The sequence below is a fragment of the Robertmurraya massiliosenegalensis JC6 genome (assembly GCF_000311725.1).
Lineage (GTDB): Bacteria > Bacillota > Bacilli > Bacillales > Cytobacillaceae > Robertmurraya > Robertmurraya massiliosenegalensis.
Map to the genome: position 1 here is coordinate 756,121 of NZ_HE978511.1, position 15,263 is coordinate 771,383.

15 protein-coding genes are annotated in these 15,263 nt (G+C 37.8%); all 15 read right to left on the reverse strand.

Annotated elements, in window-relative coordinates:
* Window positions 1-18: 18 nt before the first annotated feature.
* The 15 genes from BMSHG_RS03860 to BMSHG_RS03930 all read right to left on the reverse strand — a co-directional run bounded on the left by BMSHG_RS03860 (window position 19) and on the right by BMSHG_RS03930 (window position 15,128).
* Window positions 19-966, reverse strand: coding sequence for an ABC transporter permease (locus tag BMSHG_RS03860; RefSeq protein ID WP_019153123.1), 948 nt, complete (start codon window positions 964-966; stop codon window positions 19-21).
* A 74-nt stretch (window positions 967-1,040) separates the two neighbouring features.
* Complete coding sequence (locus tag BMSHG_RS03865; RefSeq protein WP_019153124.1) at window positions 1,041-2,678, reverse strand: ABC transporter substrate-binding protein; 1,638 nt, start codon at window positions 2,676-2,678, stop codon at window positions 1,041-1,043.
* A 24-nt stretch (window positions 2,679-2,702) separates the two neighbouring features.
* Window positions 2,703-3,926: a dipeptidase gene (locus BMSHG_RS03870; protein ID WP_019153125.1), complete on the reverse strand. Its 1,224-nt coding sequence runs from the start codon at window positions 3,924-3,926 to the stop codon at window positions 2,703-2,705.
* A 54-nt stretch (window positions 3,927-3,980) separates the two neighbouring features.
* A complete protein-coding gene (locus BMSHG_RS03875; protein ID WP_019153126.1) occupies window positions 3,981-5,039 on the reverse strand; it encodes an ABC transporter ATP-binding protein in 1,059 nt (352 codons plus the stop codon).
* Window positions 5,029-6,054: an ABC transporter ATP-binding protein gene (locus BMSHG_RS03880; RefSeq protein ID WP_019153127.1), complete on the reverse strand. Its 1,026-nt coding sequence runs from the start codon at window positions 6,052-6,054 to the stop codon at window positions 5,029-5,031. The genes BMSHG_RS03875 and BMSHG_RS03880 overlap by 11 nt, the downstream gene beginning before the upstream one ends.
* Before the next feature lie 18 nt (window positions 6,055-6,072).
* A complete protein-coding gene (locus tag BMSHG_RS03885; protein WP_026073320.1) occupies window positions 6,073-6,861 on the reverse strand; it encodes an IclR family transcriptional regulator in 789 nt (262 codons plus the stop codon).
* Between the two features lie 195 nt (window positions 6,862-7,056).
* Window positions 7,057-8,271, reverse strand: coding sequence for a benzoate/H(+) symporter BenE family transporter (locus BMSHG_RS03890; protein ID WP_019153129.1), 1,215 nt, complete (start codon window positions 8,269-8,271; stop codon window positions 7,057-7,059).
* A 20-nt stretch (window positions 8,272-8,291) separates the two neighbouring features.
* Entirely contained in the window at window positions 8,292-8,483 is a 192-nt protein-coding gene (locus BMSHG_RS03895) for a hypothetical protein (protein WP_019153130.1), read from the reverse strand.
* 57 nt (window positions 8,484-8,540) lie between these two features.
* The gene (locus BMSHG_RS03900) at window positions 8,541-9,131 is read right to left on the reverse strand and encodes a hypothetical protein (protein ID WP_019153131.1); all 591 of its coding nucleotides are present in this window, start codon (window positions 9,129-9,131) and stop codon (window positions 8,541-8,543) included.
* A gap of 39 nt (window positions 9,132-9,170) precedes the next feature.
* Window positions 9,171-10,607 (reverse strand): MocR-like pyridoxine biosynthesis transcription factor PdxR, encoded by a 1,437-nt coding sequence (gene pdxR, locus BMSHG_RS03905; RefSeq protein WP_019153132.1) that lies wholly within the window; start codon window positions 10,605-10,607, stop codon window positions 9,171-9,173.
* Window positions 10,608-10,666: 59 nt separating this feature from the next.
* Complete coding sequence (locus tag BMSHG_RS03910) at window positions 10,667-10,861, reverse strand: hypothetical protein (protein WP_019153133.1); 195 nt, start codon at window positions 10,859-10,861, stop codon at window positions 10,667-10,669.
* Between the two features lie 224 nt (window positions 10,862-11,085).
* Entirely contained in the window at window positions 11,086-12,291 is a 1,206-nt protein-coding gene (locus BMSHG_RS03915) for a CbiX/SirB N-terminal domain-containing protein (RefSeq protein ID WP_019153134.1), read from the reverse strand.
* A gap of 35 nt (window positions 12,292-12,326) precedes the next feature.
* Window positions 12,327-13,298 carry an ABC transporter substrate-binding protein gene (locus BMSHG_RS03920; protein WP_019153135.1) on the reverse strand — a complete coding sequence of 324 codons (972 nt, stop codon included), beginning with the start codon at window positions 13,296-13,298 and terminating at the stop codon, window positions 12,327-12,329.
* A gap of 16 nt (window positions 13,299-13,314) precedes the next feature.
* Window positions 13,315-14,085, reverse strand: coding sequence for a heme ABC transporter ATP-binding protein (locus BMSHG_RS03925; protein ID WP_019153136.1), 771 nt, complete (start codon window positions 14,083-14,085; stop codon window positions 13,315-13,317).
* A gap of 2 nt (window positions 14,086-14,087) precedes the next feature.
* Window positions 14,088-15,128: a FecCD family ABC transporter permease gene (locus BMSHG_RS03930; RefSeq protein ID WP_019153137.1), complete on the reverse strand. Its 1,041-nt coding sequence runs from the start codon at window positions 15,126-15,128 to the stop codon at window positions 14,088-14,090.
* Window positions 15,129-15,263 lie beyond the last annotated feature (135 nt).

Sequence of the window (15,263 nt, forward strand, 5' to 3'; positions counted from 1 at the left end):
AACTTTTGACACTACCATCTAGACATTTTTAACTCGTGGATCGATACGTGAATAAATAAGGTCCACAAACAGATTACAAAGTACAACAACAATGGTAATAACTACTGTGACTCCCATTACTAGAGGGTAGTCTCTGCCTCTCGCTGCTTCCAAAATAAGAGTTCCAATTCCCGTCCATCCAAAAATTGCTTCCGTGATAACAGCTCCACTTAAGAGACGTGGGATAAGTACTCCAATGATCGTAACAACTGGTATAAGTGCATTTCGTAGCGCATGTACATATAATACGATCGATTCCTTCGCACCTTTTGCACGAGCTGTACGAATATAATTTTGGGATACCACTTCTAGCATGGAAGATCGAGTAAAGCGAACAATATTGGGAAGTACCGTAGTAGTTAGAATTAAGACAGGCATGATTAAATGAGAAATCCAACCCCATGCATTAAAATCTGCTCCACGAGCGCCAACTCCTGAAGATGGTAGCCATCCAAGATTAATCGAGAATAAAAGAATAAGCATGAGCCCTAACCAAAATGCTGGAACCGATAAACCTAAGACACTAAAGAAATTGATCACATGATCCTGCGCTTTCCCCCGCTTTATCGCTGATATGACACCAAATAAAATCCCAATCGTAATGGACAGAATAATCGTAAATACAGTTAATTCAATCGTGTATGGAAGGCGATCAGCAATCCGCTGAATGACCGGCTCACTAGATGTAAAGGATACGCCGAGATCTCCCTTTAGAGCATTTGTTATCCACTCAATATAGCGGATGTGTATTGGCTGGTCTAGCCCTAATTTTTCCACCATTGCTTGCCGTTCTTCTGGAGATGCATCCATTCTCATCGTGCTTGCTGGTCCACCAGGAGCTAGATTGATTAGAAAGAAAGTGATGATTGTAACAATCAATAGTAAAATCGCACTTTGTCCTAATCGGTTTAATAAAAATCTCAGCACTTCATCTCCCCCTGATTATTTCTTATTTGAATAGAAGTGTGCGTTAAGCACACCTCCATTCATTAAATATTTGATTATTCCTCAATATACCATTCATGAATATAATGAAGTGCATCTCCGAATGCTAAATCTGGCACACCTTTAAGCTTATCAACTCGAACTTGCGCTTCTTGTGGGTACCAAAGGAAGATATATGGTAACTCTTCCGCCATTAATTTCTGCGCTTCGATATATATCTTTTTCCTCTCTTCCACATCGCTTGTTTGAGCTCCTTGATCTAAAAGTTTATCTAATTCAGGATTTTGATAATGTGGAATATTGTTACCTTTCACATTTGCCGAATGCATATACGCCGATAAATCAGGGTCTGCAGGATATCTCCACCAATTTAAACTCATTTCATAATTACGATTGACGACAACATCCTGAATCATTGCATTCCATTCCATTGCATTTAGTTTGACATCAAGACCAGCTTTTACGAGATATTGCTGTACCATTTGTGAAACAGCTTCTAAATCACCTTGAATACCAATTTTGAAATCAATTGAAAATGGTTCGCCATCTTTATCGACGATTCCATCTCCATCTGTATCCGTCCAACCTGCCTCTGCAAGAAGCTCCTTGGCCTTTTCTGGATCATAATCGTAACGTTGTACATCATCTGTATAGTATTCTTCAAGAGCTGGAGCAATTCCGGCATCTGCTATCGTTCCATACCCTTTAAGTACCGTATCGATAATATTTTGACGGTCAATGGCATGTAGAATTGCTTGTTTCACACGTTTATCCTGATATTTTTCGTCTTCATGATTCACAATGATCCAAAAGAATCGAGGGGTTTCTCTACCAAATACGCTTACCCCATCTGCTTGCTCAATTCTATCGAGTGAGGCTAAATCATCAAGAGCAAAAATAGATAGTTCACCACTCAAAATTTGTGCAACATGTGTGTTCACATCTGGTAATACTTTATATTCAACCTCATCTAACAAACCAATTTCTCCATAAAAGTCATCATTTCTTTCTAATACTACACTTTGGCCTGAATTATAACTCTTAAGTTTATATGCACCTGTTCCAACCGGATTCTCTTTATTAAAGGATGTTAATTCCCATGGATCCTGTCCTTCAAAAATATGTTTCGGCACAATCTCCGTGTTAAAACTTAAATAAGCTGGTAACGCTGCTACTGGGCTCTCCATGATAAACTTAACTTCATAATCACTAACAACTTGAACTTCTTTCACTTTTTGGAAATAAGATGAATTATTAGCACCTAATTCATCATTTAAGACAATTTCATTAAACGTGTAAGCGACGTCCTCAGCTGTAAATGGTTCGCCATCATGCCATAAAACATCATCTCGTAAATAGAATGTCCATTCTAGCTCATCCTCAGATGTTTCCCACTTCGTTGCCAAATCTGGAGAAGGTGCCAAGTCTTTACCAGGCTGTGTTAATCCAGAGAACAGAACTCGGTTAACAACATTGGATTCAGCATAGGCATTTGGATGCCACGGGTTAAAAGTTGGATCAGCTACTATAGGAATGGAAACTCTTCCGCCTTTTTTAGGGTCGCTAGTTCCGCTTCCTTCCCCACTTGATTGTTCACCACCACTATTTGAACTATTTCCCCCATAAGAACATCCTGAAAGTAGGAGGAAAAACACCAACATGATACTAAAAAATCTCCATTTTCCTGTTTTCATTTCTATCTATCCCCTCGAATTAAATTATTTAGCCCAAGTAGCTTCAAGCACTCTTAAAATATTTGCTCCTGCTACTTTTCGAATATCTTCGCGACTGTACCCCTTTTTCACTAACCAACGAATAATGTTAGGGAAACATTCAGCCGGATTCTCAAGTCCTTTTACATACTCTACTTTTGGATAGCTATTTGTTCCGTGAGAGCTCTTAATTGATAGTTGTCCAGATAATAGGTCATGGATGCCGACATGGTCACCAAAAAGAGTGTCTGGACCAAAAGCAACATGCTCAATTCCTACTAAGTTCGCAACATACTCAAAATGCTCCATATAAGATTCAATACTATGAGCAAGATTATTCTGGGTAATGGTTGTGTGCGGGGCTGCTTCTATCGCTATAACTCCACCTTTTTCCGCGCAGGCCTTAATCACATCATCCGGCTTTAATCGTTTCGTATCCCACAATGCTCTTGCCCCAGCATGATTAATCGTAACTGGCTTCTCACTCGCTTCAATTGTATCTAACGATGTTTTATCACCTGCATGTGAAACATCGATGGTGATCCCTAATTGATTCATACGTCTAACTGCCTGTTTACCAAAAACCGTTAATCCTCCATCATTCGGTTCTCTTAAACCTGCACCTAATTGATTGGCTTCAGAATATACAACACCCATTGTTCTAATTCCAAAACCATGCAAGATATCTAGTCTATCAAGTTCATTTTCAATCATGGTGCAAGATTCTAGTGCCCCAACAAAAGCAATTTTCCTTTCTTTTTTGGCACGATATAGATCGGAGATCCGCTCCGCTTTAATAACCATATCTTGATGGGCTATATCACTAAAACGAATACCAATATCATGAATAACATCTGACCATTTCCAACCAGCTTTAGACGTAATCATAGCTGTTCCATCCATAAAATTCTCAAAAATAACATCTAAGCCTGATTGACTCAAAGCCTCAAAACCAGTCCAATCTCTTCCATGATGTCTAAATTCATAAAACTCTTCTAGTTTCTCTGGCATTACAAATGTATGCTCATGCATGGAAACGATGTAATCTTCTTCTAGTATTTGTTGAACGGTCTCCTCCTGATCTTCTGAAACAGGGTATGTATAAGGTTCTACACGATCATTTTCTTTTGATAATGTAAACTCCTTATAGTCCACTCCTGGTTCTAAATATTGAAACGATTTATAACCATCGTATACTTTTTGATTTCCTTGCTTAATTGTCTTTGACATGTAAAAAACCCCTTTACTTTTTTATAAATCCGAAGATTCAATTAATTTAATTTGCTATTTTTCTTTTTCCTTATTAAACATTTCTAATGCTTCTTTCAAGGATTGACCCTTTTCTAGCGGAAAATGACAGGCAACAAAATGGTCCTCACGAATCTCTTTTAAAGCTGGAGCTTCATTTATACATTGTTCTGTTGCTAGTGGACACCTCGTTCTAAAGCGACAACCAGATGGTGGATTAGCTGGGGACGGTACCTCCCCTTTTAAAATGATCCTTTCTTTTCTTAAACGTGGATCTGCTTCTGGAACAGTAGATAGTAAGGCTGCTGTGTATGGATGTGCTGGACTATCGAAAATATTGTCTGTCTCTGATATTTCTACAAGCTTCCCTAAATACATCACTCCCACTCGATCTGATATATGCCTGACCACATTAAGTCCATGTGCGATAAAAAGCATTGTCAAACCAAGTTCTTTCTTTAGCTTCATTAGCAAATTAATAACTTGTGATTGCACAGACACATCTAACGCAGATACAGGTTCATCAGCCACAACAAATTCTGGATTTAAAGCAAGAGCACGAGCAATCCCAACCCGTTGTCTCTGTCCGCCTGAAAACTCATGGGGATAACTGTGGTATCTACTCGGATCAAGACCAACAAGTTCGAGCATTTCCTTAACTTTTGCCTCTTTTTCTGAACCACTTGCGATTCCATGAATTTCATACATTTCACCAATAATTTGACCGATTGTAAATCTAGGATTTAGAGAACCGAAAGGATCTTGATAAATAATCTGAATTTCTTTTCGTAGTTTTCGTAGTTCACGACTATTTTGCTCTAATATATTCATATTTTTATAGAATACTTTTCCCTCAGTCGGCTCTTGTAAGCGTAAAATATTTCTTCCTAATGTAGACTTCCCACACCCCGATTCTCCAACAAGTCCTAATGTTTCTCCCTTGTAAATATGAAAGGAAACATCATCAACAGCTTTTACAATTTTCCGTTTGCTTTTAAACATTCCACCTCCTTTAATTGAAAAGTATTTTTTCAAATTTTCTATTTTGAGAAGTGGTTCTTTGTCTGCAACTGTATCCCGTCGACTATGATTCAATGGAAATTCCTCCTTCCTCTTCCACATCAAGAAGATTGTGTTTCAGAAGATAATCGACATGCCAACACGCCACTTGTCTATCTCCTCTTGCCTCCATTTCAGGAGCTTCTTGATGACATTTTTCAGTCGCAAAGGGGCATCTTGGTGAAAATCGGCAACCATCAGGTATTTCATTAAGACTTGGAATGGAGCCGCTAATTGATTTCAATGGAACACCTCTTTGACCATCCATCTTAGGTACTGATTCTAGTAATCCCTTCGTATAAGGATGTAAAGGTTGTTCAAATATATCAACTGTGTTCGCAATTTCCATTATCTTTCCTGCATACATAATGATAATCCGATTCGCCATCTCCGCTGCTACTCCAATGTCATGAGTGATGAGCATAATCGACATATTTTTTTCTTTTCTTAAATTCCGTAGTAATTCCAAAATTTGCGCTTCAATAGTCACATCAAGTGCAGTTGTAGGTTCATCGGCGATTAATAGTTCCGGTTCAGACGCTAACGCCATAGCAATCATGACCCTTTGCCTCATTCCACCGGACAACTCATGAGGATATTGTTTTAACCTCCCTTGAGGATCTGAAATTCCAACTAGCCGCACAAGCTTTTCTGCCTCTTTCCATGCTTCTTCCTTACTTATTTTGTGATGAAAAAGAATTGCTTCCGAGATTTGTCTACCAATGGTAAATACAGGATTAAGGGCAGTTAATGGTTCTTGGAATATCATTGATATTTTCGAACCCCTAATTTTTCTCATTTGATCAGCTTTTTTAGTCGTTATACTCTCACCGTTAAATGAAATATCTCCAGCAAGAATTTTTCCATTTTCAAACTCAACTAGCCGCATAATACTCATAGATGTAACACTCTTACCACTTCCAGACTCACCCACAATACACACAGTTTCTCCTTTCTCTATTTCAAAGGAGACACCATCGACTGCTCTTACAAATCCATTTTTTCCTTTATATCCAACAACAAGATCTTTCACTTCTAGAATCTTGTCCATAAAATTTCCTCCTTCCTCTTAAGATAGATGATTCATTAAAAACTTTCTTCTCGATGGAAAAAAAGATTTTCTTAAAACAGTGCTCAATGATTGATAATTTTCCTGTAAGCTTATTAACATTTTATCTGTCTGTTCGATCGTTACTCTATACTTAGGTCCTGCAACTGAAATTGAACCGAGAATATTTTTTTTATGATCGAATAAAGGAATTGATATAGCTGCAACATCGTTAAATGTCTCTCCTGATGTATAGTACCATCCTTGATGTTTTATTTTTTCTAGTACATTAAGAAATAGCTCCTTTGATTCTATTTGTTTTGCATGATTCTTCAATCCATCTTCAATTATTTGATTTTGAATTTCCTCAGGTAAGTAGGCTAAAATCACTTTATGTGAAGCCCCAATATATAATGGACTTCTCTTACCAACTGATTCTGCGAACCTCACTTGCTGCTCGCTCTCTACAATTTTCAAAAAAACTCCCTCTTCATTATCAAGGATCGTAAACACGACACTTTCTCCCGTTACTACTGCGATTTTTTTCATGATCGGTTCTATTAATTCTGTAAACTTTAGATGTTCTTCTACTACATTACTAAGTTCAATCAACTTAATACCAAGTTCATATTTTTGTGTATCTGGATTATGAAAAACATAACCTTCTTCCTCTAAAGTACTGAGCAAGCGATAGACAACTGTGTGATTCATATCTAAATGCCTTGAGAGTTCCCGTAACCCCCATGATGGATTCTCAAATGTAAAGGAGTTGAGTACATATAAAGCTTTACTAACTGTTTTTGAGGTCATTAGTTCTCACTACTTTCTGGTTCTATAATCGAACCACTGTTACGTTTTTTGTAATTTGTTATAATAATACCACTTTTTGAATTAATATCAATATTAATTATTAGAATTTTTTATATTTTTTAAAAAACTTTGTCAGAAACTTTGACAACAAACGCTTACATTTCTATTTAGATACTTAAATGCAAAAAAAAAAGATTACATCTCAGCTTTTGATGTAATCTTTGCCTTATTCAATTCAACAAACCTCGCTATAAATGCCCCTACAAGAAGTGATATAACCGGTGCACTGATACTCATAATTGAAATATTAGAAAATGCGATGATAAAAGCAAAAGCTGTACTCGTTTTCATAGATTCCTTTGAGAAGCTTTGATATAAACTATTTCCAAATACACCAATTAAGGAAAAACCGACAATGATCGCAATAAATTCTTTTGGGAGCGCTTGGATAAAAGGAATCAGTTTCCAAGAACAAAGTCCGAAAATAAACAAGAGCACTCCAGCCACAACTGCTCCCATATACCTTTTCTCTTTCGGTCCAGCTTCTTCCCCTGAACAAATGACCGTAGCCATTCCAGCTGTATTAGCTGACTGACCACCAAAGAAACTGGTGATGACTGTGAAGATCCCGCTTAAAGAAATGAGTTTATTGATCGGAGTTTGGTAGTTTTTTTCTTGTAGACCACCAATGGCAACAGCTGCATCATTACTTAATATAAGTAATGCAAGCGGAATCGAGACGGAAAGAAAACTAACCACGTTGAATTCAGGAATTTGGATTTGAGGGACTAAAAATCCGATTGAGCTATCAACTATTTTCATTGGATAAAATACGAGCATGATGATGAATCCCACAACGATTGCTGCTATAACAGGCGGAATCCTAGTTTTCCATTTGCTAAAAATAAAAAAAGTGATCAATGATAGACTGCCGATCAACCACAATTGATTGGTAGAGATAATAAAATTCACCATATATTTCATAATCATCCCCGCAAGCATAGCGGAAATGATCTCTTTTGGAACTAACTGGATAAACTTAGAGAACACACCTAAAGCTCCAATTAAAAACATCAATACTCCTGAAATTAAGTAAGCCCCTATTAGCTGGTGGAAAGTAAACTGTGGTGTCACCGTTACAAGAAAAGCAACTCCTGTAAGACTATGTCCACCAACAATCGGTATCTTATAATGTAGTGGAAGGAAAATCCCGAATAGACCTCCAAAAACATATACAGAAAACATCCATAATGATGTTTGAAAATCTGTAAATCCTCCATTAGCTGCTGCTTCCAATATTAATATGGATGGTCCAGTAATGATAAAAATCCCAGCAATCATGCCACTTGCCATATTTTGTGGATTTAGATCATTGATAGGAAACCACGATTTCGAAAGTGTATCGTTCACATCTATTAATCTCCTTTTCATCATTGCCAGTTTGGGGATTTAGATAACTCTACTAAAGCCATCATCACATTGAGCATAAAGATAGCCAGAACAATTGGCACCGCAAGTAAGACATTTCTTCCTAATTTCATTCTTATAACAGCTGCGTAATAGCCACAGACAAATAAAACGATGCCCGAAACAAGCAGCATAAACAATAAAATGATAAACATCGGCTCACTCCTATATTTATGAATCATCGTAATCTATTTAGCTCTCAATCTTGCCATTTAGTCCTCCCAATAAAAAATAGCATCCATAATGATATAATCTCCCGGTTCCTTGTATATGGTTGGAATTTTTGCTTGAAATGGCAATGGTGCGCAAATCTGGTCAAATTCAAGAAGAGCGTATTTATACTCTTCTAATGCTCGTTTTAATTGTCTTCCGAGATCATGAAATTCTTCTCTTAAATACAATTGATTTGAAGCACTAATGATCGACCCGTATCCACCGCTTAATACTTCATTTGATTCGATCCGTATCGTTTTTGAACGATCATCTTCTCCCATGATCGCAACAGGCGCTAACCGACAGATATCAATGATAATTCCTTCTGTCTTTTCCTTTCGAATTCCGTATTTTTCACTCTCGACTGTTACATTATTTTTCGTATAGCAAAAAAATTCAACAAAAGAAGCGTATCCACTTCCAAAATGATTCCATTCTGCTTCACAGATGATATGAGGAAGTTGATTAATTCGATGGAATAACCTCCTGATATGCGCTTCGATTTCTTGCTCATTGCCAGTATCATAAGGAAATTTATCCCCAATCGCTTTCCCTGCAATTAAATCTTGCAATTGCTCATTCGTAAACATTTGATTATATTCACCTCCATTTTAATTTCCCTACTACTTTCACTTTTTTAAAGATGTAAGAGCTTCTGCAAATCTCCTAACACCTTCCTTAATCTCCTCTTCCCTCGCTCTCGCATATGTAAAGCGGACATAACCATTTCCCGATCCCATTACAGAACCTGGGACGTAAATGACTCCTCTTTTAATGGCATTCTCTAGTAATTTCATTTCGTCTACATCTTTTTTAACTTTGCACCATAAATGTATTCCACCATGAGGGATAGTAAATTCCACTTCATCATGTACATAATTATTCAAGCTCGTGACCAACTGGTCACAGCGACTTTCTAACTTTTTCTGCAACTCATGTATATGAGTTTGAAAATACCCATAATCCAAAAACTCATTAGCTAGCCATTGCGAATAGCTAGCATGTCCAAAATCAACTTGTTGCTTCGCATCAGCTAATCTCTCAATCACTGCTTTCGGACCAATGATCCAACCTATTCTTAATCCGGATGCAACAACTTTAGACAATGAGCTAATATAGAGAACGGTTCCATTAATGTCATCTGACTTTAAAGATTGAACTTGCTGCCCTTGAAAGGAAGTTAAGCTATACGGATCGTCCTCAATAATCGGAATTCCTTGTTCTGACGATAGCTCTAATAATCCTTTGCGATTTCTTGAATGAAGTGACGTTCCCGTTGGATTTTGAAAAACTGGATTTAAAAAAATCATTTTAATCCGATGTTTCTTATGTAAAAGCAAGAGTTCATCTAAATTAATCCCATCATGATGAACAGGTAATGAATACGTTTTGACCCCTGCAGATTGAAAAATAGGCAGATTATAATGATACGAAGGATCTTCAATAACCACTGCATCCCCAGGTTTTAGCAAGCATTGCACAACTAAATGCAGCGCCTGTTGCGCACCTGAAGTGATAAGTATACATGAGGGATCTGTATGTATATTGCGATAATCCAACACATGCTTTGTAATGGTAGAACGTAAGATCGTATTTCCCTGTGGATGATCATAACCAAGTCTTCCAACAAAGGAACGAGACGAAGTAATTTCATTTAATTGATTTCTAGGAAAAAGATCTTCCGATAATTCACCACTTGCAAAATTAATTAAATGCTGTTCTTCCATCTCCTTACGTATTCTTTGAGTGATAGGTAAATTAGGCAAAAATGGACCTGATTCAATATATCGATTCCAGCTAGGAATTCGTTTCTTTGTGATTCCCCAAATATCTTTGCTTATCATCGTTCCACTTCCATGAATCCGTTGAACCAATCCAACTGATTGAAGTTCATCGTATGCTGCAACGACCGTACTTCTGTTCACTTTCAATTCTTTTGCCAAGGCTCTCTCTGATGGGAGAGCTTTATCGGAAGGAAAAACCCCATTTGCAATGCTATTTTCAATATAATCAGCAATTTGTTTATAAATTGGTTTCTTAGAGGTTCGATCCAGTTCCCACTCCATATAACGTCATTCCTTTTTGCAGTGACTTGTTTTCATTATAACCCTACCTGATAGAGAATTTATGAAGAAAGACTTATATACACTCCAAGTGCAATAAGTGAAAGCAGAATCACCACTCCATATATTAAGGTTAAGTTTTTCGTATTTTTCTTGGTTGCTCCCCGATAATCTTCATCACTCTTTTTCGTTAGCGACAACGTCCCTACGAGAGCAATCACTAATATTAATAGAACAACAGCCATCCATATATTCATATTCTACCTCCATACGAACGATCTTCTTTTTTGATCCGTTCAAATATTCAGTATAAATGAGAAGAGTCAACTTTTCACCATCCATTTCCTGTTGAATTAAGCCATCCACTTGTGGGTATTGCGATGATAATGAAGAAAAGGTGCCTCAATCTATGGGAATGAAAATGGAGAGTGCCATAATCAAAACCACCAGTTCACACTGGTGGTTTGTAAAGACGATTAGATTACACATGTTCATGGTGATGATGATGTTCGTAACCATGTTCTTTCGCATATTGACGGAAATTTTCTAAATCATCCATTCCTGATGAAGTACCGTCTAACGCTTGATTCATTCGTTCTAGCAATACCGTTTTTAACTTTGGATGGTAACCAAAATACTCCGCAATCTCAATCGTCACTTCTGGAAATGTCACTCGGTACTGTTGCGCCATTTTATTCATTCTTTCCATTAATATTCCCGTAAACAAGAAATATGGCAGCATGATGATCTTTTTCGCACCTAATTTAACACAGCGGTTGATTCCTTCATCTACACTTGGAGTTGTTACACCCATAAAGGCACTCTCTACGATCGGCACATTTAATTGTTCCCATAAAAGCCGACTGATTTTATAAAAATCCCCATTTGCATATGGATCACTTCCGCCTCGACCAATTAATAGAATCGCCGTATCCTCATGCTTCTCCTTCACATCTAGTCCAACTTCCTCGAGTCTTGATTTTAAAATCTCAAACACTTCCTCATGAACTCCTATAGTTTGTCCGTAAGTAAACTGTATATCTGGAAAGTGTTCCTTTGCATGTTCAATTTCTGCAGGAATATGAAGTTTCGAGTGACCTGCATGTAAGAGGATAATCGGAATAACATGTATCTCATCTGCGCCTTTTTCGACACATTTTTGGATCCCTTCTTCAATATTTGGTGAAGCAAATTCTAAAAAACACGTTTCTATAAGAAGAGTTGGATCAATATCAGCTCTCATCATTTCAACAAATTGCAGAACCTCTTCATTCCCTGCCTGTAATCTACTTCCATGCCCAACAAATAAGACTGCTTTTTTCATAGAACTGTTTCCCTTCTTATATTTATTAATTCCTTTAATCCGATTTTCGCCGCGCTTTCGTTCACCATTCTCCATTGAGTAAATAACGGCATCTCTGTTTGCAGATTCATGAACGACAGCACGTGCAACATCCTCATCCTGGACTGAATACCACGTCCCTTTCGGATAATCAATGACTACACATTTATCCTTACAGCGACCGTTACAGCGTGTTCGTGAAGTATGTATTTTCTCATCTAAACGATGGATGCGAATTTCGTCACGAATTTGTCCAGTGACATCTTCTGCACCTGCTCTCATACAAGTAGCTCCATTACAAATCATGATATGACGTTCCATTTGACTCAAATTCCAAGTGGTCATTCGATCCCTCCATTAAGTACATATTTTTGATCTTCCTATTCAAATACCTCTGGATAAAATCCTTTTGCCAAAATGTCCAATGCCTCGGCAACACGAACCCCCTCTGATGCTGCTGATAATGGCAATATGACAAAGTGCTCGTTTTGAACAGCAGGAGTTTGGCTCAATGCTGGATCATTCTTTAAGAATTCTATTTTTTGCTCAGCAGTAGTTGTTCCATAATCAATCACTACGATCACATCTGGCTGACGCTCAACAGCATCTTCTTTTGATACCGTTGCCCAGTTGCCCTCTATATCAGCAAAGACATTATTTCCACCTGCCATCTCCACAAGCGTATTCATGAAATTTTGGGTCGCTGTAAATACGTCAGTCTCTCCGCTATCGAAAACTAAAACATCCAGTGGCTCCGTTACTTCCGGTAGTTGTGAGGTAATCTGTTCAATCTCTTCATTCATTTGATTGATCAGCGCTTCACCACGCTCTTCGATTCGAAATATCTTCGCAATATTGCGAATATCACTATAAATATCTTCCAACGTGGGACCAACTTGAACAGATGATGATTGGAGATAGCTATTAATCCCTAATTTCTTTAATTCTTCACGTGTTGCAATGTTTTTTTCATTAAATGCACTCGCCCAGCCACCATATAAAAAGTCTGCTTCAACGGCAACAATTTCCTCTTTTGATGGATATTGCTCAGACAGAACTGGAACTTTAAGATACGCTTCTTTCAAGGGTTCATAAATCTCATTATCTAAATATGCCGTTCCGACCATTGAGTCTTCTAACCCTAAGGCCAACATAATTTCTGTTACGTGTTGATTTAAAGAAACGGCCTGTTTCGGAATCTGATCATACTCGATCACAAAACCTTCATTATTTATGACGACTGGTTCTAATTTCTCATTAACTGCTTCTGTATCCACTTCTTCACTTGAACACGCAACCAACATCATTACTACTGTACAAATAAGTAATACGCAAAATCTAGTAACCTTCATTTCTGTTATCCTCATTTCAATTTACGATTTTCGTATAGAAAAACAAATGCAGTTTCTCTGTAAACGGATTTTTAGAAATTAATGCATGAACATGAAAAACTTCCTCTAATAACTCTTTCGTCAGCACTTTCTCAGGTGTTCCTGATTTGAAAAGTTCGCCATTTTTCATCACTAACAACTCATCACAATAACCAGCAGCCAAATTTATATCGTGCAGAGCTGCTATGATCGTGATTGGCAAATCTCTTACTAAATCCATCAATTGGTATTGATGTTCGATATCTAAATGATTGGTTGGCTCATCTAAAATTAATATATTTGCTCGCTGGGCTAGTGCTCGCGCCAGCATAACCCGCTTCTTTTCCCCACCAGATAAGTGGCTAAATGAACGATTTTCTAGATGGATAATATTAGCTAACTGCATACTTTCCTTGACAATTGAGGAATCCTCATCATTATCACGAGAAAGCCATTTTTTATAAGGGGTTCTCCCCATCATCACTAAATCTTTTACAGTAAAGTCAAAGAGCATGGGCGTTTCTTGACTAACAACTGCAATATTTCTTGCAAGTTCTTTCTTGGCCAATTGGACAATGTCTTTTTCAAAGAGAATCACATCTCCGCTTGTTTGCTTTAAATGGCGATAAATGATCTTCAACATCGTCGACTTGCCACTTCCATTTGGACCAATGATGCCAATAAATTTCCCTTGAGCAATTGAAAAAGAAATATCGTCCAATATTTGCTTGTCCGAAATTGAATAAGAGATATTTTGTACTTGAAGCATGATTATTCACCGTCCCCGAAAGAATACTGTTTGCGCCTTAGCATCCAAATAAAAAAGGGACCACCACAAACCGCCGTAATAATTCCGATCGGCATTTCTTCAGGTGCTATCACAATTCGAGCCACCATGTCTGCCCAAACTAAAAAAATAGAACCCACGAATGCGCTAATCGGAAGAACCCATTTATAATTGGAACCGACTAACATTCGAACTAAATGAGGAACAATTAAACCGACAAAACCGATGCTTCCACTTACCGCAACTACAACACCTGTTAGCAATGATACAAAGACAATGATAAAAATTCGAAAACGATCAATATTAATGCCAAGTGTTCCAGCTGCTTCTTCTCCTAAAAGCAATGCGTTAAGCTGTCGATAATTCATCAATAGGAGTACAAAAACCACGATTAATGTAACAAAAGGAATCCCGATATTTGACCATTTCGCTCCTGCCAAACTACCAAGCATCCAATGCATAACCGCTTGAATACCGCCTTGCTGCTTTGACATCATCAGCATAAAATTAGTGATCGCAGAAAAAACCATTGAAATCGCAATACCTGCCAAAAGAAGTCGAATCACAGAGGTTCTTCCATTCACTCGTGCCAATAGAAACACAATGATAACAGCGAAGATTGCCCCTATAAATGCCGCAAAAGAAAGGGCATAAATCCCAAGCGCACTAAATGCACCTAGTAATATAACCGCTGTTGCTCCTACAGATGCCCCTGAGGAAACTCCTAAAATATAGGGATCTGCAATTGAATTTTTCACTAATGCTTGAATCGCTGCACCACAAATAGCGAGAGAAGCCCCCACAAGTGCCGCTAATAATACCCGTGGCAAGCGGATTTCCCATATAATGATCGCCTGTGCATTTGAAGCGGATGTCTCGATTGGAATCCCTAATTTCACAAAAAGAATTTCCCATACAACTTGAGGTGTGATCCCGACAGAACCTAGCATCACCGCAAACGTAATAGAAATAAGCAGGACTCCTACCAATATCCATAGTAGTAATGTAAAACGAATTTTTGTCATCTAGGAACAGAGCGCCTCCTTATTCTTTGCTGTTTTCGTACGGATTGACGTTTTGGATTGACTCTCGTGCCAGTCATTCCGTCCATACTGGGCGTTCAGTACGCATAAAGTCAGGAGCTCTTTTCCAGTTTTTCA